Genomic DNA, 21,751 nt, shown 5'->3' with positions numbered 1-21,751 from the left:
CGTTACGGACTTTGGTATCTTATTCCAGACAAAAGAAGCCCGCAGTTATGCGGGCTTCCCTGCTTCATCTATTAGATTCTCCAGAAATCACCAAAATTATTTATTCATCAGTTCTCTTCCAGATAAGATTCAGCAAGTGTGATTAGCAGTCCCGCTGCGTACAGCATGGACTCTTCATCCAGGTCGAATTTTGGATGATGATGCGGGAACGCAGCTCCCTTATCTGGATTTCCCGCCCCTACAAGAACGAAGCATCCAGGGATTTGCTGTACATAGTAGGCAAAATCTTCAGCAGGCATAATCTTTGGCGATACCTCTGCCTGAAGGCCGAACGCATTCCCTGCCTCGCGGAAAAACCGGTTCACTTCCGCATCATGATTGACCAGCGGGGGATATCCCATTACGTAATCAATGACCGCCTCTGTCCCATACGCTCTGGCTATCCCTTCCGCCATCTCCTCAATTCTTCTGCGGATCAGGTGCCTTGTCTCCTCCTTGAAGCATCTGACGGTGCCCGACAGGACGCAATGCTCTGCAATTACATTCTGCACGGTTCCCCCCTGAATCGAGCCTATCGTTACGACCGCGGGATCCAGCGGATCTACAGACCGGCTGACAATAGTCTGAAGCTGCATTACTAGAGCCGCACCTGCTACTACGCTGTCAATGGCAGTATGGGGCATACCTCCGTGACCGCCTTGTCCTTTCATATCTACAAAGAACTCATCTGTTGAAGCCATCAACGGTCCCGGGGCGCTGGCAGCCTTGCCTACAGGAATCGGGGTCCATAAATGAACTCCGTATATCACATTTGCCCCATCAATAGCGCCATCGCGAATCATTGCGACTGCTCCACCTGGACATACCTCTTCTGCCGGTTGAAAGATTAAGCGGATCTCGCCTTTAAGCGTGTCCAGGCGTCTCGCGAAGTACTCTGCTACCGCCAGCAGCGTAGCGGTGTGGCCGTCGTGACCGCAAGCATGCATTACACCAGGGATCTCTGAAGCATAATCGCACAGCTTCTCATCCTGAATCGGCAGCGCATCCATATCTGCCCGTAGTGCAACGGTTTTGCCGGGAAGCTTACCTTTAATAACAGCTACTATACCGTAGCCTCCAACCCCCGTTCTTACTTCTATCCCAAGCTGCGTCAATATACTTGCGACATATGCCGAAGTACGCTCTTCTTTATAAGAAACTTCCGGATTCCGGTGCAAATGACGCCTTCTCTTCACCATCTCCGGAAATAAAGACCTTACCAGTTCTAGATCTGTCACCCCAGCCACATCCTTCTCTTTGTTCACACTGCCACCTGTCTTAAAGCTGCTGCAATCATTGTAACACACACCGATCACCTGCCGAAAAGTCTTTTGCGTAAGGCCTTGAGAGTGCTTGCACAACTCCGGGAAACATACTATCATGAATGAATATACTGTATGTTAAGGGAGGACAATGACCCAATGATTTTTGAAAACACTGGTTTGGATGGAATTAAAAGTGATCTCGCTTATTTGGATGAATCCGCCGAGAAAGTAGGGTTTGTACGGTGGCAATGGGAATATTATCGCGCTACATATGATTATAAAATAGAAGACAGCAATAACGAATATTTTCTTCGTATTAATACCCGTGCTCTGGAGGGCAAACTGGAGCGTCCGGATACCGTCCTTGCTATTGAAGCCGTATACATGGGCCGTGCGACCTTCCCACATGGACTCGAATATGAGTCTCCAATTCCGTCTCAAGTTCTGAGTAAAGCGAATCAGAAACTGAACGAATTAAAGAAACTGCTCGAGGCTTGAGGCCTGGGGCTATGAATGATAACAAAACTACCCAGACCAGAAAAGGGACTCCTGACTTTCAACTGCTCATTCTTACCCTGCTTATGGTGGGATTTGGTCTAGTCATGGTATTCAGCTCCAGCTCCAGTATTGCCATAGTCAATTCCAAATTTAATTTTGATGCCATGTACTTCACCAAGAAACAAATGATTTTCGGCGTACTAGGACTGCTGAGCATGTTTGTTACTATGAACATACCTTATGCAAAATATAAAAAACTGTTTGTGCCTGTGTTCATAATTACCTTAATTATGTTGTTACTTGTTCCTTATGTAGGACAAAATGTTAACGGCGCAAGAAGCTGGTTCGGATTTGGTTCCTTTGGCGTTCAGCCTTCCGAGCTCGCCAAGATCACCATCATCCTCTACTTGGCAGCCCTTATCTCCAAAAAAGGAGAACGGTTCCGGGATCTTCGTACCGGCTATATTCCAGTGATGCTGATCGTAGGATTCGTAGCTGGTCTAATTATGCTGCAGCCGGATTTCGGTTCCTGCGTTATTCTTGTCGCTACTGCAGGCCTGGTTGTTTTCGCTGGAGGCGCCAATTTGAAGCATATTCTAGGCTCTCTTGCTCTTCTTATTCTTGGGGCCAGCATAGCGCTGGGAGCTCAGTTCTTGTTCGACAAGATTAGTGCAAGTGACAGCGTGAGTACGCAGGCGACCAATTATAAGGCTGGCCGGTTTCAAGCCTACCTGGATCCCTTACAGGATCCTCAAGGTGTAAGCTATAACCTCGTCCAATCCCTGATTGCTATCGGACACGGCGGGGCTTCCGGAACAGGATTTGGTCAAAGCATTCAGAAGCTTCATTACCTTCCGAATCCTTATAATGACTTTATCTTCTCGGTTATAGGGGAAGAGTTCGGATTTATCGGCACCCTACTCTTTCTATTGTTTTATATTTATTTCATCTGGCGAGGTATTCTCGTCTCACTAAGGTGCCAGGACACTTTCGGTACCTTGGTCGGCGTCGGTATTATGGGACTTATTGCGATTCAGGCCTTTATCAATATTGGCGGTGTCACGAATACTATTCCGATTACAGGCGTCACACTTCCTTTTATTAGCTATGGTGGTTCTTCCTTGATGGTAATGATGGCAAGTATGGGCATTGTGCTGAGTATATCTAGACAATCCAATCTGCCGGTTAGTCAGGAGCGTACCAAATCCGTCGTAATCAAACAGGCCGTATCCGAGAGACCGGCCAAAAGAAGCTTCGGCCGATAATTAAAAGGCTGACCCAAAGCAGATTACACTGCCTGGGCCAGCCTTTTTTTGTTGGTTGATAGGGATTATGTACCTTTAAAGCCTCCAGGACGTATAACGCTTATACCTCATCATCTTTGAAGGCTACACCCTCGACCTTAATATTAACTTCAACGACATGCAACCCTGTTAGGCTCTCTACGGCAACACGAACATTCTGCTGAAGCATGCGGCACACCTCATGAATCGGTGTCTCATATAGAACGATAATCCGCAGATCAATAGCGGCTTCCAGCTGGCCAACCTCAACGGTGACTCCCTTCTGCACATTCTTGCCGCTAAGCCGTTTCGCCCAGCCTTCAGAAAGTCCGCCGCTCATTGCAGCGATGCCAGGAGTTTCCAAAGCGGCCATGCCCGCAATTTTAGACACTACATCATCCGAGATTCGAATGGTCCCTAATTCAAGCTGCAACTGCTCGGTCATGGTCATTCCTCCTCCAAAAAATCTAATTATTTCTAATTGTAATAGGTGCAGGGTTTGAAAGCAACTATGGACCATTCTTCCATCTTCCGTTTATAATACGGATTGAACTGCGCATTTCCATACATTTCGTTTATATTGGGTACAATAATGGTTATATTGTTCTTGTACTCTTATAAGTCTATAACAAATAACTTAAAGTTGAGGTGTCCTTTTTGAAAAAGTATTGGTTTCCAAGCTTGCTTATTCTTACATTCTTACTTAGTGCCGTTGGGCATTATGCGGACTGGGATCCTACCCTGCAATTCGTAATTTCCGCCATTGCGGTAATCTTTGTTGCCGGATTCCTCGGAAAGGCCACAGAAAGTGTATCCCACTATGCGGGACAACGTCTTGGGGGCTTTCTGAATGCAACCTTCGGGAATGCTGCCGAGCTGATTATCGGGATTCTTCTCGTCAGCAATGGACAATTTGAGATTGTTAAAGCCAGCATTACGGGCTCTATTATCGGGAATTTGCTCCTTGTGCTTGGGCTTAGCCTTTTTGCCGGAGGGTTGAAATACAAGATTCAGAACTTCAATGTCTCCCTCGCGGGGCTTAACGGTTCTTTGATGATTCTGGGTATTATCGCGTTATTCGTACCGGCTATCTTCCTAAATACGCATGCGTTACAAAGTGAAGACAAGAATGTAGTCAGTCTCGTTGTAGCAGGCATTCTGATTGTTGCTTACCTTCTGTGGCTTGTATTCTCCATGATTACTCATAAAGATTACTTAGCCGATGTAACCGAGGACAGTGAAGAACAGCTGCCCCATGAACATGCTCCAATGTGGTCCAAGGGCAAATCAATACTGTACCTGATTGTTGCCACGGTCATGGTAGCTTTTGTGAGTGAGTGGCTTGTACATACTCTTGATACGTTCACTGCTAAATTTGGTCTTAGTGAAATCTTCGTTGGTGCCTTTGTGGTTGCTATTGTCGGGAATGCAGCTGAACACAGTGCAGCCATTATGCTGGCGATGAAGAACAAGATCGGCGCTTCCGTTGAAATTGCCATTGGCAGCAGCTTGCAAATCGCTCTCTTCGTAGCACCCGTTCTGATCTTCGTCAGTCATATTCTTGGCCGTCCTATGGATATTGTGTTCACGGTCATCGAGCTTGCAGCCATTGGCGTATCCGTCTTTATTGCCAAATCCATTACGCAGGACGGATCTACGAACTGGTATGAAGGACTCTTGCTATTGGCGGTATACGGCATTCTCGGGGTATCCTTTTATCTGGTCTAGAAATCCAGGAAATCCCAAAAAAAACAAAGCGTATGTCCGGCCAAGACCGGAACATACGCTTTATTTTTGTGTTTCTATGTATGCCCATCCTGCGACAGGCTTACTCTTTAGTATTCAAGGCCTCATAAAGAACGGCCAGATTGCGTTCCAGCTTGCTTAGGATCTGTTTGCCCACCAGAGGATTAACCAGTCCAGCACGAACGGCAAAATCAACCTCTTTCGAGAATCCGAACATCTGGGTATCAAGCACTTCCTCATATAGAGGGCAATAACGTGTTGCCAGATTCTCCATCTGCACTTCAATTAGCTTCTCTATTTTATCTGCGTCTTCATGCAAAAGACTCAGCGCTTTCAAATTCAACTGTTCCTGCAAATCAGATGAAGTCATGCAATCTTCCCCCCTGTGTACAAAGTCATCAGTCTAACCATATTATTATATTTACTTTATTTAATATTAGACGAAAATGAACACCAATACAAGAACCTCAAAAAATAATAACTCAGGAAACGACCTGGGCCTGTCTGCTGTGGACAAAAAAAGCACTCCTGCCATCAGGCAGGAGTGCTGCGGTTCTTCCTAGTCTAATCTTCGACTACTTGAACCTTAAGACCATGCTTCGCAAAAGCTTCAGATACTGCAGCTTTAGCTTCTTCCGCGTCAGGTCCATGAACATGAAGTTCATAGCTTTCCGAGCTAACCAAGGTGGTGAACAGACCTAGAATACTCTTAACATCAATATACTTGTTCTCCGCTTGAAGCACGATTGAAGAAGTAAATCTTCCTGCTGTTTGTGCAATTTCTACAACCGCTGCATTATTGTTCGCCATGGAATATCCTCCGTTTTCTATTTATATTAATATATGTTCATGATACCTTGAATCCGCTTACCAATCAAGGATAAATCTCCTTATTTCAAGTTCTCCGGATTTAAAGGCTCGAGCTCTGGTATTACGAACAGTCCATCCTTGCGGATCAGCTGGTCATCAAAGTATATTTCTCCGCCTCCATAATCCGGACGCTGGATCTGCACAAGGTCCCAGTGAATAGAAGAACGGTTCCCATTATCAGCTACCTCATAGGCCTGCCCTGGTGTGAAGTGAAAGCTGCCCGCAATCTTCTCATCGAAGAGCGTATCTTTCATCGGATGGAGAATGTATGGGTTGAAGCCAATTGCGAATTCGCCGATATAACGCGCGCCTTCATCCGCATCCAGAATCTCATTAATCCGGGCCGTGTCATTGCTTGTGGCCTCAACGATCTTCCCATTCTCGAAGCGGAACTTGATATTCTCGAACGTTATCCCGTTATATAGACTTGCTGTATTAAAGCTGATTGTACCATTTACCGAGTCCCTAACGGGTGCCGTGTAGACTTCTCCATCAGGGATGTTATTCTGTCCGGAACATTTAATGGCTCCAATGCCCTTGATCGAGAACCGCAGATCGGTTCCTTCCGCCACAATCCGTACTTTATCCGTGCGGTTCATGAGTTCAGCCAAAGCATCTTGAGCACGATCCATCTTGGCATAATCCAGATTACATACGGAGAAATAGAAGTCCTCGAAGGCCTCGGTACTCGTATTTGCAAGCTGAGCCATGCTCGCGTTCGGATATCGTAGAACTACCCATTTGGTATGCTTAACGCGCTGTTCACTATGTACAGGATGGGAGTATAACGAGTTGTATAATTTCATCTTTTCTTCGGGCACATCGGCCAGATCATTGACATTCTCTCCGGCCCGAATCCCAATATAGCACTGCATTTGCTTCATTCGGTTCAGATCGATTTCAGCCCATGTCTGAATCTGCTGCTTGTTCCCATATTTAAGCATCGCCCGCTGAACGGTCTTATCCGTTAATTGTACAAATGCGTTTCCACCTTTTTTGCCTACTTCTTCAACGATTGCATTTAGTAAATCCCGCTCTGTACCTATCATTTCGACAAGCACATTCTCACCTGGCTGAACGTTAACGGAGTATTCCACCAGATTCTTAGCCAGCTGCCCGATTCTTGGATCACGCATTTCTTGTTCCTCCTCTTAAAGCTGCATTAATTTAACAATGGTTGATTCTTGTCTATTGTAGCATCTTGATCATAACTTAGGAAATCCTGTTCATTTAAAGCTGCAATCGGTAACCTGGGTCTCAGGTTTATTTAAATTTGAATTCCCAGGGTAGGTGATTCTGTTATTGGAGGTTAGACGCCTCGGCAGACCGGATCTCTTATCTATAGTTAAATGGTATACCGTACTAACCTCTGCCTGATCTAACTTTTCTGACAATTTACGGTTCCCCTGACTCCACAATGCCTGAACCTCCCGATTCAGGGCATTTCGCTCTGAAGGGGACAATTGCAGCTGCTGGCTATCCCTTGACCAATTTTTAAGAACAAGATCCATCTCGTCACTGAGTTGTCTGCGAAGCAGCGCCTTGGCTTCTTCCGGTGCAAGCTCAACCCGCAACACCTTCGTTCCTCTGGCTGCTCCACTTTCGAGTCTGATATTCTTGGACTTAGTATCATGAATTTCTTCAAGCTGTGCCAATGGATTGATCCGCTCAAGTGTATGAGATGCGCTGCTTCCCTGAGCTTGATCCAGAGCAACCCACCTTCTGCCTTTCAGTTGAAGGGTGGTAAAGATCGGCTTTCCTTTGGACTCAGCGGCCTTTAAGTTAGAATCCGCCTGTTTCACAGGGGAGTTCGCGGTCAGCGTTAGAACCTGATGATTTTGAAGTTCTCCCGAGAATGCCACACTGCCCTCAGGCTGGGGCTTGTCCGCTCTCAGCAGCACTGTTGTGCCCTTGAAACTCAGCGTGTCACTTCCAGCCAGTCCCGCCCAGGTCAAGTCGAACCAATCCTGTGCTGACCTCGGCCTTGAACAGGATGTAATCAGCACAAGCATGAACATGATCACTGACGCCCTGCATACCCTAGCTTTCTTGGTCATTTTCCCCACACCTTTCATCCGTGAATGTATAAAAGCTACTCCTAATTTCTCCTACAAAGAGCAACTTATACAGATGAATGCGGACAATACAAAAAGAACACCCAAAGGTGTCCTTATAGAATTGCTATAGACTTATTGGTTATCCCTTCCAATTTGTGTCTGATTCCGTCCATTGTTCTTGGAGCGATATAGGGCCATATCTGCCCGGTAAAAAAGTGACTCTACGCTAATCTTCTCATCCTTGCGGTTCCAATTGGATACCCCGCAGGACACGGTAACCTGTGGTGTCGTCTCAGCCGCTACCCGTTCACGAATTTTCTCAGCCAATTGATAGCCTTGCTCCAGCTCCATACCCGGCAAATATACCGCCAATTCTTCACCGCCCCAACGTGCGCTTATATCGACCTTTCGTACAGTAGACTTAATGATATTGCAGACCTGTTTCAGAATTTTGTCACCCGTCTGATGACCGTAGGTATCGTTGACCTGCTTGAATTTGTCTATATCCACCACAATGAGCGAGCCCTTCGCATCCCTGCGTTGGAATTCCAGCAGCTTGTCGTCCAGATAATGGCGGGCGAAGAGTCCTGTCAGCATATCCCGATTAGCCATTCGCCGTACTTCCGCATGCAAGGAAGCATTCGCAATGGCCAGTCCAATATGTGTAGACAGCACCTGGAGCAGCTTATAATTCTCATAGGAGAAATAATGTGAGCGGGTGTGCGTAAGAAGAATCGCCCCACTGACTTCCCCACGGATCATTAACGGAGCCCCTATCAAGGAATTTGAGCCGGTCTCCTCCATCAGCTTGGAGTACACTCTTCCATAATTATGATAATCCGATAGAATAATCGGCTCCTTGGTGGCATATACCAAGCCGCAGAAACCGCAGTCTCTGGGGAAAATCTCCTTAGACAACGCAGGGACGTTCGTAGATACCATCTCAAAAAAGTCTTTGTCTTTATCAAGCTGGGAAATGCAGCAGTATTCCGCGCCAAAAATATTTAAAAGCTCTTCAGTCGCAAATTTAAACACTTCTTTGAGATGTAAGCTCTGACTTAACTGCTGAGTCAATTCATTTATTAACCGGAGCTCATGAATGAGCTGGTTGGATTGTTCGTATAATTTGGCATTCTCAAATGCTGTTCCAGCCGTATCGGCCAGCATCCCTACTAATTGGATATCCGCTTCTTCAAATTGTTCATTAGGAATGAACAAATGAAACACTCCGTAAACACCTTGCTTACCGCTTAGAGGAACTGCAATTTCCAGATACTGCTGTCCACTCTCAGCCTGGAAGCTGTTACGCAGCAGCCTTCCTTCCATAAAAGCCCGGACATACAGCCGATCCGTCTCTCCTTGCAGCTGCAGTGACTTCACTCTGGAATTAGAACTTTGATGATCCTGAGACATCAAGATTTCAAGACGCGCATTCGGGTATATCCTGACAATGCTGTCCAGCACCTCATTTAGCACCGCATCCACATCTATCTTGTCATGAAGCCTCTGTACAACTTCAACCAGAAAAGACCTTCTTTGGGTTTCTCGTTTGGCCTGTTCCTGGATGGCAATCAGGTCCTTGAAGAACGTATTCTCGAACCTGCGGTAGAAGCATGCTTTAAAATGCTGCTCGGCAATACCCAAGATCCGGTTTCCAAAGGTGACCTCTTCAGCAGTGCCTTGAATGATACATCCGAGCAATGAGAATATTTCGGCCTTGCTTTTGGTGCGAATAGGGATCGCGGCTGCAATTATAATTTGTTGGGCCGCAGCATCTCCATTCAGCCTTATCGTTGTTGTCTTCCCGGAGCCAAGACAAGCTCGCATCGCTTCGTTCATACCTTCATTCCAGTTACCCGGCATAGTCTTATCTTCGGTGTGTATTACTTCCCCTGTCCAATCCGCGAGCAGCCACGAAAGCTCTCCAAAGCCTTGGAATGAAGATACGGCAGGGATCCAGTCTCTAAACGCGGAATTCAATAAGGGATATAAGTATGGAAAATCATGTGCCGTGATATCAAGCTGCTCCAGCCAGGCGATCTCGCTTGCGTTAACGTTCAGTTCTAGAGATGGGGAAGGTAGATTGTTAATCACCGGGTCCTCTCGTGGATGTTCTGCCATAGGGGGCTCCTTCTGCACCGCGCATCTGTCGGCTTAATGGTAACCATTGCATATGCTAAACAACAAACTGATTCTCAGGATAAATTAGGAAATGAGTATATAACTTTATTCTACTATTATAATCTGCATTTTGCACCTAAAATTCATGGTTTTGACCCATGTTTTTGGTGCAAAAGCCCTATCGACAAAAACCCTCTTTTTCATACAAAAACTTCACCTTGACTTTATATACTAAGTTCATATAATATTTATTGTTGATGAAGACTGGATAGAGTCTTACCTTAGGGCGTAAAATTGTGTCACCCTCACGGCTTTTGTTGCTGACTGAACAGCGGCTGAACTTTTCGGTCAGTAGAGCGGATTATTCTTCTATCCCCCCGCCCGACAAACAAAACCGGCGCAAGTGTAGCCCCACCTAAAATTTCATTTATGAAGGAGTCTACTATACAATGGCACGTTACACAGGTCCTAAATTTAAACTCAGCCGTCGTCTTGGCATTTCCCTGAGCGGCACAGGAAAAGATTTGAAGCGCCCTTTCCCTCCAGGTCAACATGGTGCAAACCAACGGAGAAAAGTAAGTAACTACGGAATGCAGCTTCTTGAAAAGCAAAAGCTTCGCCACATGTACGGTTTGGGCGAAAAGCAATTTAAAACGCTCTTCTCTAGAGCACACAAAATGCAAGGTATCGCCGGTGAAAACTTCATGTTCTTGCTCGAGTCCCGCTTGGACAACCTTGTATACCGTCTTGGTTTCGCTAACTCCCGCGCTGGTGCCCGCCAATTGGTATCCCACGGACATATCACAGTTAACGGCAAGAAAGTGAACATTGCTTCTTACCTCGTGAATCTGGGCGATGTAATCAGCCTTCGCGAAAGAAGCCGCGGCCTTTCCTCCGTTAAAGAAGCTTTGGAGAACCGCACGCACCTTCCAGCTTACCTGGAGTTCAACGATACTTCCCTTGAAGGTAAGTACATCCGTCTTCCAGAGCGTTCCGAGCTCTCCCAAGACATCGATGAGAAGCAAATCGTCGAGTTCTACAACCGTTAATATTCAATTCAACACAAACCGGTCCTGGTCTGCAAAGACTTTGGCCGGTTTTTTTTGAGCTTAACATTCTCATAAAAAAGGGAGCCCTTCGCTCCCTCTCTACTACGCTGTACTATTTTCTAGCAAGCTTGGCGAATTTCCGCTTACCCACCTGAATGACATCACCGTCATTAATCTCAAGCTCAGCACTGAAATCCGTGATTTTATCTTCATTAAACTTAACGGAGCCTTGCTGAATACTGCGTCTGGCCTCTCCATTAGATGCTGCAAAGCCCAGAAGCGTTAGCAGCTTGATGAGACCAATCCTGCCATTCTCCAGCTCGCTATCCGCAATGTCGATGGTCTGAATATCATCAGGCAGCGCACGCTGCTGGAACACCGTTACGAAATGCTCCTGAGCCGCTTCCGCATCTTCAAGACTGTGATACATTCTAACGAGTGTAAAGGCAAGCTTCATTTTGGCATCCCTAGGGTGCAATGTCCCTTCCTTCATTCCTTCTTCAAGCACGGCAAGCTCTTCGTTCGTTAGATCAGTTACAAGCTGGAAGTATTTCAGCATCAATTCATCGGGCACAGACATTGCTTTACCGTAAATTTCGTTAGGCTGTTCATCGATGCCAATATAATTCCCCAGACTTTTACTCATCTTCTGAACACCGTCTAGTCCCTCAATAATCGGAGTCATAATCGCTACCTGTGGTTCAACACCATACTCCTTCTGAAGTGTACGGCCCATAAGCAGGTTGAACTTCTGATCCGTTCCCCCTAGCTCAATATCCGACTTCAATGCAACAGAGTCCATTCCCTGCATCAATGGATAGAAAAATTCATGAACACTGATAGGTTGTCCGCTCTGGTAACGCTTGGTAAAGTCATCACGTTCAAGCATGCGCGCAACCGTAAGCTTCGCTGCAAGCTTCACAACATCAGCAAAGGTCATCGGAGCCAGCCACTCTGAATTGAAGTGAATTTTTGTTTTTTCCTTATCCAGAATTTTGAAAGCCTGCTTAAAGTACGTTTCCGAGTTGCGCTTCACATCCTCTTCGCTCAGCTGCTTTCTTGTCTCGGATTTACCAGTCGGATCACCGATCTGGCCCGTGAAATCGCCAATAATCAACTGAACCTGATGACCCAGCTGCTGAAATTGACGCAGCTTCTGCATGACAACAGTATGCCCGATGTGTAGATCCGGGGCAGAAGGATCAAGTCCCAATTTCACCTTTAATGGCTCACCTGTAACCACAGACTTAACCAGCTTGTTCTTCAGCTCTTCTTCAGGGACGATTTCTACAACCCCCCGCGAAATTACTTGTAGTTGACGCTCGACCTCAGCCTGCTGCTCCGGTGATAATTCTTCCCATTTCATATTGTCCTGCCTCCTGTAACATTTATATTTCTGAACACAAAAAAGCTCCTTCTTATCCCAAAGGGACGAGAAGGAGCTGCTCGCGTTACCACCCTAATTAAAGCCGTATCCACTCAAATAGACACTATGGCTTTCACTTCATTCTTATAACGGTTACCCGGTACCGGACTACTGACACATCCATTCACATGTGAGTTCCCCCGGACGGCTCCAGATTGTAATTCAAAGGAGGTTCGCTCACGGTTCGCAGCATCCACCGATTCTCTGAGGAGAGATTTCCACCTTCTACTAGATCTTTCTAAGCCTTTATCCATATGCTTTTGTATATTACTGTATATCTTATAACATATATACTTTTGTGAAGTCAAACTCAAGATCTCATGCCAAAACAGACTTCCCTATAGACTAGGACCCTAGAAAATGGATTCAAACGGATACATTTGTGCTATAATGTTGCTGTTAAAAGGAGGATACTCAATGGTAGAAGTGCACGAAAAGGATCCCGTTGAACAAGAACCTGGACGCCAAAGACATTGGGGCAGGACGACCCTGAAGGTGTTCCTATGGCTGGTTTTTGTTGCTTTTACAGGGATTCTGTTTGTTGGAGGAGCCTTATTTGGCTTCGTATCAGCCAACGTCAAAGATGACCCTGTCCGTTCAAGGGCAATGATTGAGCAGAAAATAAGCACTAATAATATTACCGCTTTCGCCTATTTCCGCGATGGCACCCCGATCGGCCAGCTTCGTTCTGAAGAGGATCGACGCCCTGTAACCTACGAGGAAATTCCCCAGCTTGTGATTGATGCCGTCATCTCCATCGAGGATAATAACTTCTGGAATCATAGTGGTGTCGACACGAAGGGAACCCTGCGGGCAGTCAAAGAAAGACTTCTGCGGGAAAGCAGCCAGACTGGAGGCAGTACGTTAACCCAGCAGCTGGCCCGGCGGGTGTTCCTCAGCCTGGATCGTACAGACAATCGGAAAGTAAAGGAGATGCTGTTGGCCCTTCGTCTCGAGCGGTTCTTAACTAAGAAAGAAATTTTAACCGCTTACTTGAACAAGGTTCCTTTTGGTAACGGATCAAATGGATATAACGTATTTGGGATCCAGGCCGCCTCCAGAGGGATCTTCGGGATAGCAGACCTTAAGAAGCTTAACATTGCTGAAGCTGCCTACTTGGCTGGCCTGCCTCAGCTGCCCTCTTCTTACTCCGCTTTTAATGGGAAAGGGGAATTTAATAAGTCCAATTTTAACCGGGCTGTCAAACGGCAGCACCTGGTGCTGCAGCGTATGCTCGAGGAGAATACCATTACCAAGAGCCAATATGACGAGGCTATGGCCTTTGATATCAAGAAGGCTCTTGCTCCGCAGACCGAGAAGGCATATGCAACCTACCCTTATCTTATGCTGGAAACCGAACGTCAAGGCGCGGAGGTCCTTGCTTTACTGAAAGATCCGTCCTTGGACAAGAACAAAATTCCAAGCCAAACACTGGAGGAAGCAAGGCAACAGCTGTTAACTGGCGGGTACCGTATCTATACAACTATTGATAAAAAAGTATATAGCGCGATGCATAAAGTGTCAGAAAACAGCAGCAACTTCTCTCCGGACAGCAAAACAAAAGGTCTGGAGCAGGTTGCCGGTATGATGATCGATCACAGAACAGGCGGTATTCTGGGCATGATCGAAGGACGGGACTTCTACACCGAGCAGATGAACTATGCTACTCAGATGGTTAGGCAGCCCGGCTCCACGATGAAGCCGATCGCGGCTTACCTGCCCGCGCTAGAAGCAGGGCTTGTCCAACCGGCTACTATTATTGATGATTCTCCGGTTATTTTCCGGGACGGACAGAAAGGCTATCATATCCCGGTTAACTCAAGCGGTGGGTATAAGGGGCTCGTTACCGCTAGAACCGCACTCAATGAATCCCGGAATATCCCTGCGCTCAAGCTGTTCAACTATACCGTAGGAATTAATGACGCTTGGGCTTTTGCCAAGAAGCTGGGCATAACTACAATCCAGAAGCAGGATTACCAGGCTCAGACCGGAGTTCTAGGCGGGCTTAGATATGGTGTAACTGTAGAAGAATTGACGAATGCTTATGGTGCCATTGCGAATCAAGGGGTCTTTAATGATGCCTATATGATCGAGAAAATCACGGATTCGAACGGGAATGTGGTATATCAGCACAAGGCTGAACCTACACAGGTATTCTCCAAACAGACGGCCTACCTGATGACCGATATGCTGCGTACGGTGATCTCGGCGCCAGGCTCAACGGGTCATTCCATTGCCCGTGACTTCAAGAAATATGGCGAGATTCCAGTTGTCGGCAAGACCGGAACCACGCAGGACTATGGTGACGTCTGGTTCGAGGGCTATTCCCCGGATGTTACGCTTGGAATATGGGTTGGATATAAAGAGCAGAAGAATACACTGGTGACCAAAGAGGCCAAATCCAGAGCCAAATCCATCTGGGCGCTTGTCATGAATGAGGTCAGTGACAGCAAGCCTGAGCTGTTCAAGACACCGAAATTCACGAAACCAGATGGCATTGTCACGCGGACTGTATCCGGATTCAGCGGACTACTGCCGACCTCTCTCACGGAGCAGGCCGGGAAGATGGTCACCGATATTTTCAATGTGAAGTATGTGCCTAAGAAATCCGATGATGTCCTGGTGAGAGCCAAATATATCACGTACAATGGCGTGAACTATATCCCGCATGACGAGACCCCTTCGGATATGGTACAGCAGAAGGTGGTTATGCGGCGTGACAAGCCAATTAAAGAATTAATTGACGACCTGCAGAATGCCTTCTCCAAAATGAGAGGCGGACACAGAGACCTCAGTTATTATCTCCCTAAGGATGCGTCCGAGGATGCTCCGACTAAAGTGGATCCACGCGTGGATGATGGCAAGGCTCCAGCTGCCCCTTCCAATGTAAGGGCCATCGCAGGAGGAGGACATAACACCATTACTTTCAGTAAGAATAGTGAGAAGGATGTTGTCGGTTACAGGCTGTACAGGTCCGTAGATGGCAGCGCGTTCCGTTACAGCAGATCTGTTCTTAGCGGGGCTAGCACAAGCTTCACTGATGGAACGTCTTCGGGCCATAACTATTCTTACTACGTCACAGCCGTTGATGTTGGCGGTCATGAATCGTCACCTAGTGCGGTAGCCACCTCCGAGGGGGCGGGAACGCCGTTACCGAACCTGGGTAAAGGATCAACTACTAATTCTGGTACAGGGACTGACAGTGGAAGCAGTGGCGCAGATGGGACCGGCAGTGTTACTTCTGCCCCTTCCACCCCTCAGCAACTTCACGCCGCACCAACCAGCGGAGGTGTGCAGGTAAGCTGGAATGCCAATCCTAAGGCGGAGAGTGTAAGTGGATATAATGTGTATTACGCAGATAAAGAAAACGGTGTATATTCCCTTGTTGGAACCGTTCAGTCCACTCAATACGAGTACACAGCTTCCCCGATCAATGGATACATTCGTGTAACGGCAATTAATGCTGCCGGGGAATCCACACCAACCTCTGCACTTCATATTCAGAAGTAAGCACCGTTGGTTGGTCTGCCACCAAACACATTCACAAAAAAAACGGAATCCATAGCGGATTCCGTTTTTTTGTAATTCTTTTTTAATGAACATCGATGGAACCAAGTCCAGCCGTCTTATAATAAAAAAATGACTATCAGTCCTCAATTGTAGATAAATCCCCAACTGGTAGCTGCAGCTCCCAGGCCTTGAGCACCCGGCGCATAATTTTGCCTGAACGGGTCTTCGGTAATTTATCCTTAAACTCGATTTCACGCGGAGCAGCATGAGCGGATAAGCCGACTTTCACAAACTTGGAGATATCCGCCTTCAGCTCTTCTGAAGGTTCAAAGCCCTCGCGCAGAGAGATGAATGCCTTGATAATCTCACCCCGCGTTAGGTCCGGCTTGCCAATTACCCCCGCTTCTGCTACCGCGGGATGCTCTACAAGCTTGCTCTCCACCTCGAATGGTCCAATCCGTTCACCCGAGGAATTAATCACGTCATCAATCCGTCCCTGGAACCAGAAATAACCATCCTCATCCAAATAAGCGGAATCCCCGGAGATATACCAGCCTTGAATTCGGAAATACTCTTCGTATTTGGCTGGATTGTTCCAGATCTTGCGCATCATAGAAGGCCAAGGTGTCTTGATCGCGAGATTCCCCATTCGGTAAGGCGGTAGAACGTTACCCATGTCATCTATGATCGCCGCTTCGATGCCTGGAAGAGGTCGTCCCATGGAGCCAGGCTTCATCGGAAGAGAAGGATAATTGCATATCACCTGTCCTCCGGTTTCGGTCATCCACCAGGTATCATGGATTCTCTTCCCATACACCTTGAGTCCCCAGCGTACGACTTCGGGGTTCAGCGGTTCTCCTACAGAGAGCACATGCCGAAGGCTGGACAGATCATATTGCGATATAATATCCTGGCCAGCCCCCATCAGCATACGGAAGGCCGTAGGAGCACTATACCAGACCGAGACTCCATACTTCTGTATGGTCCCGTACCAATCGGCTGGACTGAAACGGCCTCCGCGAATAACATTCGTTGCTCCATTAAGCCAAGGAGCAAATATACCATAGGATGTACCTGTTACCCATCCCGGGTCTGCCGTACACCAATACACATCTCCTTCTTGAAGATCAAGCACGACCTTACCCGTGTAGTAATGCTGGATCATTGCATTGTGTGCATGATAGACTCCCTTTGGCTTGCCTGTTGAACCCGAAGTGTAGTGGATGATCAAGCCATCTTCCCGGTCAACCCATTCAATATCTGCTTCTGAAGAAGCCTCTGCCATGGCGGATTTGAAGTCAATAATCCCTTCGCCAGGTTCTACTTCGTCCCCTACAACGATAATATGTTGTAATTCTGGAAGTTCATCACGTTTAATTCTTGAAAGTAAGGAAGGGGTTGTAACGATCGCAACCGCCCCGCTGTCCTCCAGCCGGTCCTTCACCGCCGTCTCCATAAAAGCCTCGAACAAAGGCCCCACAACGGCTCCCACCTTGATCGTGCCAAGAATACTTACGTACAACTCGGGAGTTCGCGGCATGAACACAAATACGCGATCACCTTTATGAATCCCTAAATTCCGAAGAACATTGGCGAATTTGTTGGATAAATTCGAGAGTTCTTCGAAAGTAAATGCCTCATCCCGCGTGGCATCGCTGTATAATAATGCAGTTCTCCCACCCCGTCCAGCATCCACATGGCGATCTATGGCTTCATAGGCCAGATTCAGCTTACCGGTCTCGTACCAGGAGAACTCTTTCTCTACATCTTTCCAATTAAAGCCTTCATACGCTGTTTCATAGTCCCCCAAATTTGACGAGGGTGCCACCGCTGAAATAACTTCCCCTTGCAGTTGGTTCATCTTTTCATCCTCCTTAATCCTCTCTCGAAACCGGAAATTTGTAAGTTGGAATTCACGAAAACAGAAACAGGTTCGGTCTTGGACAGCGCTTACACGAATGCTGTCGAAAAAAGTCTCACGAGGCCTCTTGATTACGCACGAAGTCAAGTCAGGAAATGTGAAGAATTTATGTCAAAAGGTATTATATCATACGCTAAAGAAAGCGGCTACACTTTTCAATTTCCCGCTTTTCTGCTATAAGTGAGAGGAAAGAGGAAAGGAGATCGACGATGGAACATCCTAAAATGTACCACGCCCATATCCTGTCTCGTCCATCAAAAGAAATTAAGGTGGAAGGACCTGTATCCCCTAACGCACTACGCCTGCTCCATATGCATCCGGAACTCGATGCTTTCCGCAAGCCGGAGGAACAGCATGCAGCTTTGGTCGAAATTGCAGCCCTTCCTGAAGGACGCATAATTATTGCCCGTGAAGAAGATCTCATCGTCGGGTATGTCACTTTCCATTATCCTGATGAAATGGAACGTTGGTCACAAGGGGGAATGCCCGATCTAATCGAGCTCGGTGCGATTGAAGTAGCTAATGAATACCGGTCGCTTGGCCTAGGGAGCGCGATGATCCGGACGGCATTTGAGGATCCCCAGATGGAGAATTACATTATTTTTACAACCGAATATTACTGGCATTGGGATTTGAAGACGAGTGGCCTTGATGTATGGGCCTACCGCAAGATGATGGAACGGTTGATGCAGACTGTAGATATGGTATGGTACGCAACCGATGATCCTGAGATTTGCTCCCACCCTGCTAACTGCCTTATGGTGCGGATTGGTAAGAATGTGCCACTAGAATCAAAGGAACAATTTGATCAGATAAGGTTCCAACAGCGGTTCATGTATTAATCGGAGAAGAAAAGGGGGATTGCTCAGCTATGTCTGGAAAAGTAAAGTTCGTTCATCATGACAAAGATTTGAGTTATCATTTCCATGACAGCCACCCTTTCCATCCCATTCGATTGCAGCTCACTCTTGACTTGCTGTCAGAAGTCGGAGCTTTGCCAGAGGATGCCAAGCTCTCCTCCCGTCAAGCAGACGAAAAGGACCTGCTGCGTGTACATAGTCCGGATTATATCAAGGCCGTTCAGGCCCTCAGCATGAAGGATCCTGCCGCCGAATGGCTGGCCCGGGCTGAGCAGTACGGGCTGCTTGATGAGGATACGCCTTTTTTTGCGGGAATGCATGAGGCTTCGTCCTATATCGTTGGTGGCACACTAACTGCCGTAGAAGCGGTCATGTCCGGCTCGGCCACACACGCCCTGCATCTGGGAGGTGGTCTTCACCACGCTCTAATAGCGAAAGCCGCTGGCTTCTGTGTATATAATGATGCTGCAGTGGCTATCTCCTATATAAGAGAGAAATACAAAGCCCGGGTTCTGTATATTGATACCGATGTACACCATGGAGACGGGGTACAGTGGAGCTTCTACTCAGACCCAGAGGTCTGCACCTACTCCATACACGAGACAGGTAAATATCTGTTCCCTGGAACGGGATTCGTGAATGAGCGCGGAGAGCATTTGGGTTATGGCTACACGGTGAATCTCCCCCTTCAGCCTTATACCGAGGATGATTCCTGGATGGAATGCTTTACAGAATCCATCCGCCGCGTTACGGCTTATTTCAAGCCGGATCTGATTCTCAGTCAGCACGGATGTGACGCTCACGCCATGGACCCATTATCTCACATGCACTGCAGCATGAGAATTTATAACCAAATGCCTGAACTGATTCACGAATTGGCCCATACCTATTGCGGGGGTAAATGGGTAGCCGTTGGCGGGGGCGGATATGACATCTGGAAGGTGGTCCCCAGAGCCTGGAGTCTGCTTTGGCTTGAGATGAGCGATCATCCACTGAAGAAGAAGCTGCAGAATCACCCACTGACTCCCCTCCCTGACGAATGGATCCACAGATGGCAGTCACAGGCTCCCGTATCACTTCCTACTGAATGGCTCGATGACCTAAGCCGCTGGGAGGCTATCCCCAGAAGAGACGAGATTACAGCAAAAAACCGCGAGACTCTCGCGGCTGTACTTCAAGATATGCCCTGACGAAAATGGCACGGCTTCAAAATCAATTCCAGTGTTCTAATATATCTCTTAGAATCTCATAAGAACGGCGCGATGCTTCTACCGTGAACTCAGAGAAATTGACGTTCGCGGTTCCGTCCGCCTTGTCGGACATCGACCTCAGAACAACGTAAGGAATGTTATTCAAGTGGCTCACTTGTGCCACGGCCGACCCTTCCATTTCAACACAAGCTCCGCCCAATGTCTCATACAGTGATTTCACGATGGCATGGTCGGCAACGAACTGATCCCCTGAGAGCACTCTTCCCACGATAAACTTATGATCCTTGCATATTCTGCCGCATGCCGCTTCAGCCAGCTTAACCAGAGTGTGGTCTGCCGGGAAATCTGATACCTCTTGATATGGGATAATCCCTTTAGGGAAACCAAGTGCAGTAACATCCATATCATGCTGCTGACAAGAAGAAGAGATTACAATATCCCCGATATTCAGCTCCGGGTTCGCTGCACCAGCAACCCCTGTGAACAGAATAGCACTGACCCCAAAACGGTCAATAAGTACCTGCGTTGTTACAGCCGCATTAACCTTACCTACTCCTGATTTACAGACAACGACCTGTTTCCCGTACAAACTGCCTTTAGTAAAAGTAATCCCGCTGAACTGGACAGTCTCCTTACTCTCCATATCAGCAAGCAGCAGGGCTATTTCCTCGTCCATAGCGCCAAGCAATCCTAGTGTGGTCATCTTGGTATAGCTCCTTTCCCAAAAAGAAGCTCCTGCACAGGAGCTTCTTCTTCGTTAACCTTTTTCATATAATGTATTTATCTCTTTATTAATTCTTCTTCTCTAAATGATTCACAGACAAGCGCAGGATTGTCTCATGAGGCAGAATCACACGGGGATTCTCCACATTCTCTTTCTTCATGAGCTTGGTCAGCAAGCGCATGGCTACGGCTCCAAGATCGTACATCGGTTGAGCGACTGTAGTGAGCTGAGGACGTACCATCGAAGCCATACGAATGTTGTCCACACTGATTACAGAGAAATCATCCGGTACTTTAAGACCTTCGTCCTGAATGCTATGTATGGCCCCGATCGCCATTTCATCTGTCGCTGAGAATACAGCGGTCGGCCGTTTCTTAAGACCAAGGAAGTATTTCATGGCTTCTACACCGGATTCGTAACGGTAATTACCAATCCTTACAAGATCTTCCTGGTATGGGATCCCTGCTGATTCAAGCGCTTTCTTATAGCCCTGGAACCTGGCATACCCGTTAGCTGGATCCTGTAACGTTCCGCTGATCATCGCGATTTCACGGTGTCCGTGACGGATTAGAGTATTCACCGCATCAAAGGCAGCCGCTTCGTGATCGATGTCGACAGAAGGAATTACTCCATTCTCATCACTCGTCGCACACAGTACTATCGGAACAGAAGACGTTTGGAAAGCTTGAATATGCTCCTCCGTCACTGTGCCACCCATGAATAGAAGGCCATCCACTTGCTTCTCAAGCAGAGTGTTAATGACACGGATCTCCTTCTCTTTCTTCTTATCTGCGTTACATAAAATAATATTATAGTGGTACATATTCGCTATGTCTTCGATACCCCGGGCAATTTCTGCAAATATCGAGTTTGAAATATCAGGAATTACGACACCCACCGTCGTTGTCTTCTTGCTGGCTAGACCTCTAGCCACAGCATTCGGACGATATCCAAGTCGTTCAATTGCTTCATATACTTTCTTCCGGGTCTGCGGCTTCACATTCGGATTGTTGTTCACAACCCGGGAAACCGTGGCCATCGAGACGCCAGCTTCGCGTGCCACATCATAAATGGTAACCGTCACATTCTTCTCTCCATTGCCAATAAATTTTTCGTTCTGATCGCGTAGATGCTGATGTATCCGAACGAACTAAAATCAGCAGCGGCATTC

The 21,751-nt window shown here is 47.2% G+C and carries 18 protein-coding genes and 1 other annotated feature; of the genes, 7 read left to right on the top strand and 11 right to left on the bottom strand.

Features of this window, described 5'->3' with window-relative positions; translation table 11 throughout:
* Nucleotides 1-107: 107 nt before the first annotated feature.
* Nucleotides 108-1,238, bottom strand: a complete 1,131-nt coding sequence (locus ACRRNK_RS08220; RefSeq protein ID WP_433946835.1) for a M20 metallopeptidase family protein — start codon at nucleotides 1,236-1,238, stop codon at nucleotides 108-110.
* A gap of 222 nt (nucleotides 1,239-1,460) precedes the next feature.
* Here ACRRNK_RS08220 and ACRRNK_RS08215 point away from each other — a divergent pair, with 222 nt between their 5' ends.
* Nucleotides 1,461-1,802, top strand: a complete 342-nt coding sequence (locus ACRRNK_RS08215) for a YugN family protein (RefSeq protein WP_433946260.1) — start codon at nucleotides 1,461-1,463, stop codon at nucleotides 1,800-1,802.
* Between the two features lie 11 nt (nucleotides 1,803-1,813).
* Entirely contained in the window at nucleotides 1,814-3,067 is a 1,254-nt protein-coding gene (ftsW, locus tag ACRRNK_RS08210) for a putative lipid II flippase FtsW (RefSeq protein WP_433946259.1), read from the top strand.
* 100 nt (nucleotides 3,068-3,167) lie between these two features.
* On the opposite strand, the gene ACRRNK_RS08205 is transcribed toward ftsW, so the two are convergent.
* Nucleotides 3,168-3,530 (bottom strand): Asp23/Gls24 family envelope stress response protein, encoded by a 363-nt coding sequence (locus ACRRNK_RS08205; protein ID WP_433946258.1) that lies wholly within the window; start codon nucleotides 3,528-3,530, stop codon nucleotides 3,168-3,170.
* 212 nt (nucleotides 3,531-3,742) lie between these two features.
* On the opposite strand from ACRRNK_RS08205, the gene cax reads away from it, so the two are divergent.
* The gene (gene cax, locus ACRRNK_RS08200; RefSeq protein ID WP_433946257.1) at nucleotides 3,743-4,813 is read left to right on the top strand and encodes a calcium/proton exchanger; all 1,071 of its coding nucleotides are present in this window, start codon (nucleotides 3,743-3,745) and stop codon (nucleotides 4,811-4,813) included.
* A 100-nt stretch (nucleotides 4,814-4,913) separates the two neighbouring features.
* Here cax and ACRRNK_RS08195 read toward each other — a convergent pair whose 3' ends face one another.
* The 5 genes from ACRRNK_RS08195 to ACRRNK_RS08175 all read right to left on the bottom strand — a co-directional run bounded on the left by ACRRNK_RS08195 (nucleotide 4,914) and on the right by ACRRNK_RS08175 (nucleotide 9,879).
* A complete protein-coding gene (locus tag ACRRNK_RS08195; RefSeq protein ID WP_433946256.1) occupies nucleotides 4,914-5,201 on the bottom strand; it encodes a YlaN family protein in 288 nt (95 codons plus the stop codon).
* 194 nt (nucleotides 5,202-5,395) lie between these two features.
* Nucleotides 5,396-5,641, bottom strand: coding sequence for an HPr family phosphocarrier protein (locus tag ACRRNK_RS08190; protein ID WP_433946255.1), 246 nt, complete (start codon nucleotides 5,639-5,641; stop codon nucleotides 5,396-5,398).
* Nucleotides 5,642-5,721: 80 nt separating this feature from the next.
* Complete coding sequence (locus tag ACRRNK_RS08185) at nucleotides 5,722-6,837, bottom strand: aminopeptidase (protein WP_433946254.1); 1,116 nt, start codon at nucleotides 6,835-6,837, stop codon at nucleotides 5,722-5,724.
* A 90-nt stretch (nucleotides 6,838-6,927) separates the two neighbouring features.
* Nucleotides 6,928-7,758 carry a hypothetical protein gene (locus tag ACRRNK_RS08180; protein WP_433946253.1) on the bottom strand — a complete coding sequence of 277 codons (831 nt, stop codon included), beginning with the start codon at nucleotides 7,756-7,758 and terminating at the stop codon, nucleotides 6,928-6,930.
* Nucleotides 7,759-7,890: 132 nt separating this feature from the next.
* Complete coding sequence (locus tag ACRRNK_RS08175) at nucleotides 7,891-9,879, bottom strand: sensor domain-containing diguanylate cyclase (RefSeq protein WP_433946252.1); 1,989 nt, start codon at nucleotides 9,877-9,879, stop codon at nucleotides 7,891-7,893.
* Between the two features lie 449 nt (nucleotides 9,880-10,328).
* Here ACRRNK_RS08175 and rpsD point away from each other — a divergent pair, with 449 nt between their 5' ends.
* Nucleotides 10,329-10,928, top strand: coding sequence for a 30S ribosomal protein S4 (gene rpsD / locus ACRRNK_RS08170; RefSeq protein ID WP_433946251.1), 600 nt, complete (start codon nucleotides 10,329-10,331; stop codon nucleotides 10,926-10,928).
* Nucleotides 10,929-11,040: 112 nt separating this feature from the next.
* On the opposite strand, the gene tyrS is transcribed toward rpsD, so the two are convergent.
* The gene (gene tyrS, locus ACRRNK_RS08165; RefSeq protein ID WP_433946250.1) at nucleotides 11,041-12,294 is read right to left on the bottom strand and encodes a tyrosine--tRNA ligase; all 1,254 of its coding nucleotides are present in this window, start codon (nucleotides 12,292-12,294) and stop codon (nucleotides 11,041-11,043) included.
* A 58-nt stretch (nucleotides 12,295-12,352) separates the two neighbouring features.
* Nucleotides 12,353-12,604 (bottom strand) — a binding site (T-box leader).
* A gap of 167 nt (nucleotides 12,605-12,771) precedes the next feature.
* On the opposite strand from tyrS, the gene ACRRNK_RS08160 reads away from it, so the two are divergent.
* Nucleotides 12,772-15,864, top strand: coding sequence for a transglycosylase domain-containing protein (locus tag ACRRNK_RS08160; protein ID WP_433946249.1), 3,093 nt, complete (start codon nucleotides 12,772-12,774; stop codon nucleotides 15,862-15,864).
* 136 nt (nucleotides 15,865-16,000) lie between these two features.
* On the opposite strand, the gene acsA is transcribed toward ACRRNK_RS08160, so the two are convergent.
* Nucleotides 16,001-17,725 (bottom strand): acetate--CoA ligase, encoded by a 1,725-nt coding sequence (gene acsA, locus ACRRNK_RS08155; protein ID WP_433946248.1) that lies wholly within the window; start codon nucleotides 17,723-17,725, stop codon nucleotides 16,001-16,003.
* A gap of 269 nt (nucleotides 17,726-17,994) precedes the next feature.
* Between acsA and ACRRNK_RS08150 the strand changes: the two genes are divergently transcribed.
* A complete protein-coding gene (locus tag ACRRNK_RS08150) occupies nucleotides 17,995-18,627 on the top strand; it encodes a GNAT family N-acetyltransferase (protein WP_433946247.1) in 633 nt (210 codons plus the stop codon).
* A gap of 29 nt (nucleotides 18,628-18,656) precedes the next feature.
* On the top strand, nucleotides 18,657-19,835 hold the full coding sequence (locus ACRRNK_RS08145; protein WP_433946246.1) for an acetoin utilization protein AcuC: 1,179 nt from the start codon (nucleotides 18,657-18,659) through the stop codon (nucleotides 19,833-19,835).
* A 22-nt stretch (nucleotides 19,836-19,857) separates the two neighbouring features.
* Here the strand turns inward: ACRRNK_RS08145 and ACRRNK_RS08140 are convergent, their stop codons facing one another.
* Nucleotides 19,858-20,559, bottom strand: coding sequence for a 5'-methylthioadenosine/adenosylhomocysteine nucleosidase (locus ACRRNK_RS08140; RefSeq protein ID WP_433946245.1), 702 nt, complete (start codon nucleotides 20,557-20,559; stop codon nucleotides 19,858-19,860).
* 88 nt (nucleotides 20,560-20,647) lie between these two features.
* Nucleotides 20,648-21,664, bottom strand: a complete 1,017-nt coding sequence (gene ccpA, locus ACRRNK_RS08135) for a catabolite control protein A (RefSeq protein WP_433946244.1) — start codon at nucleotides 21,662-21,664, stop codon at nucleotides 20,648-20,650.
* Nucleotides 21,665-21,751: the final 87 nt, after the last annotated feature.

Source organism: Paenibacillus sp. SN-8-1, from assembly GCF_050995535.1.
In the GTDB taxonomy this organism is placed as follows: domain Bacteria; phylum Bacillota; class Bacilli; order Paenibacillales; family Paenibacillaceae; genus Fontibacillus.
Note: the sequence above shows the minus strand (reverse complement) of the source record. Positions and strands in the feature narration are given on the sequence as shown.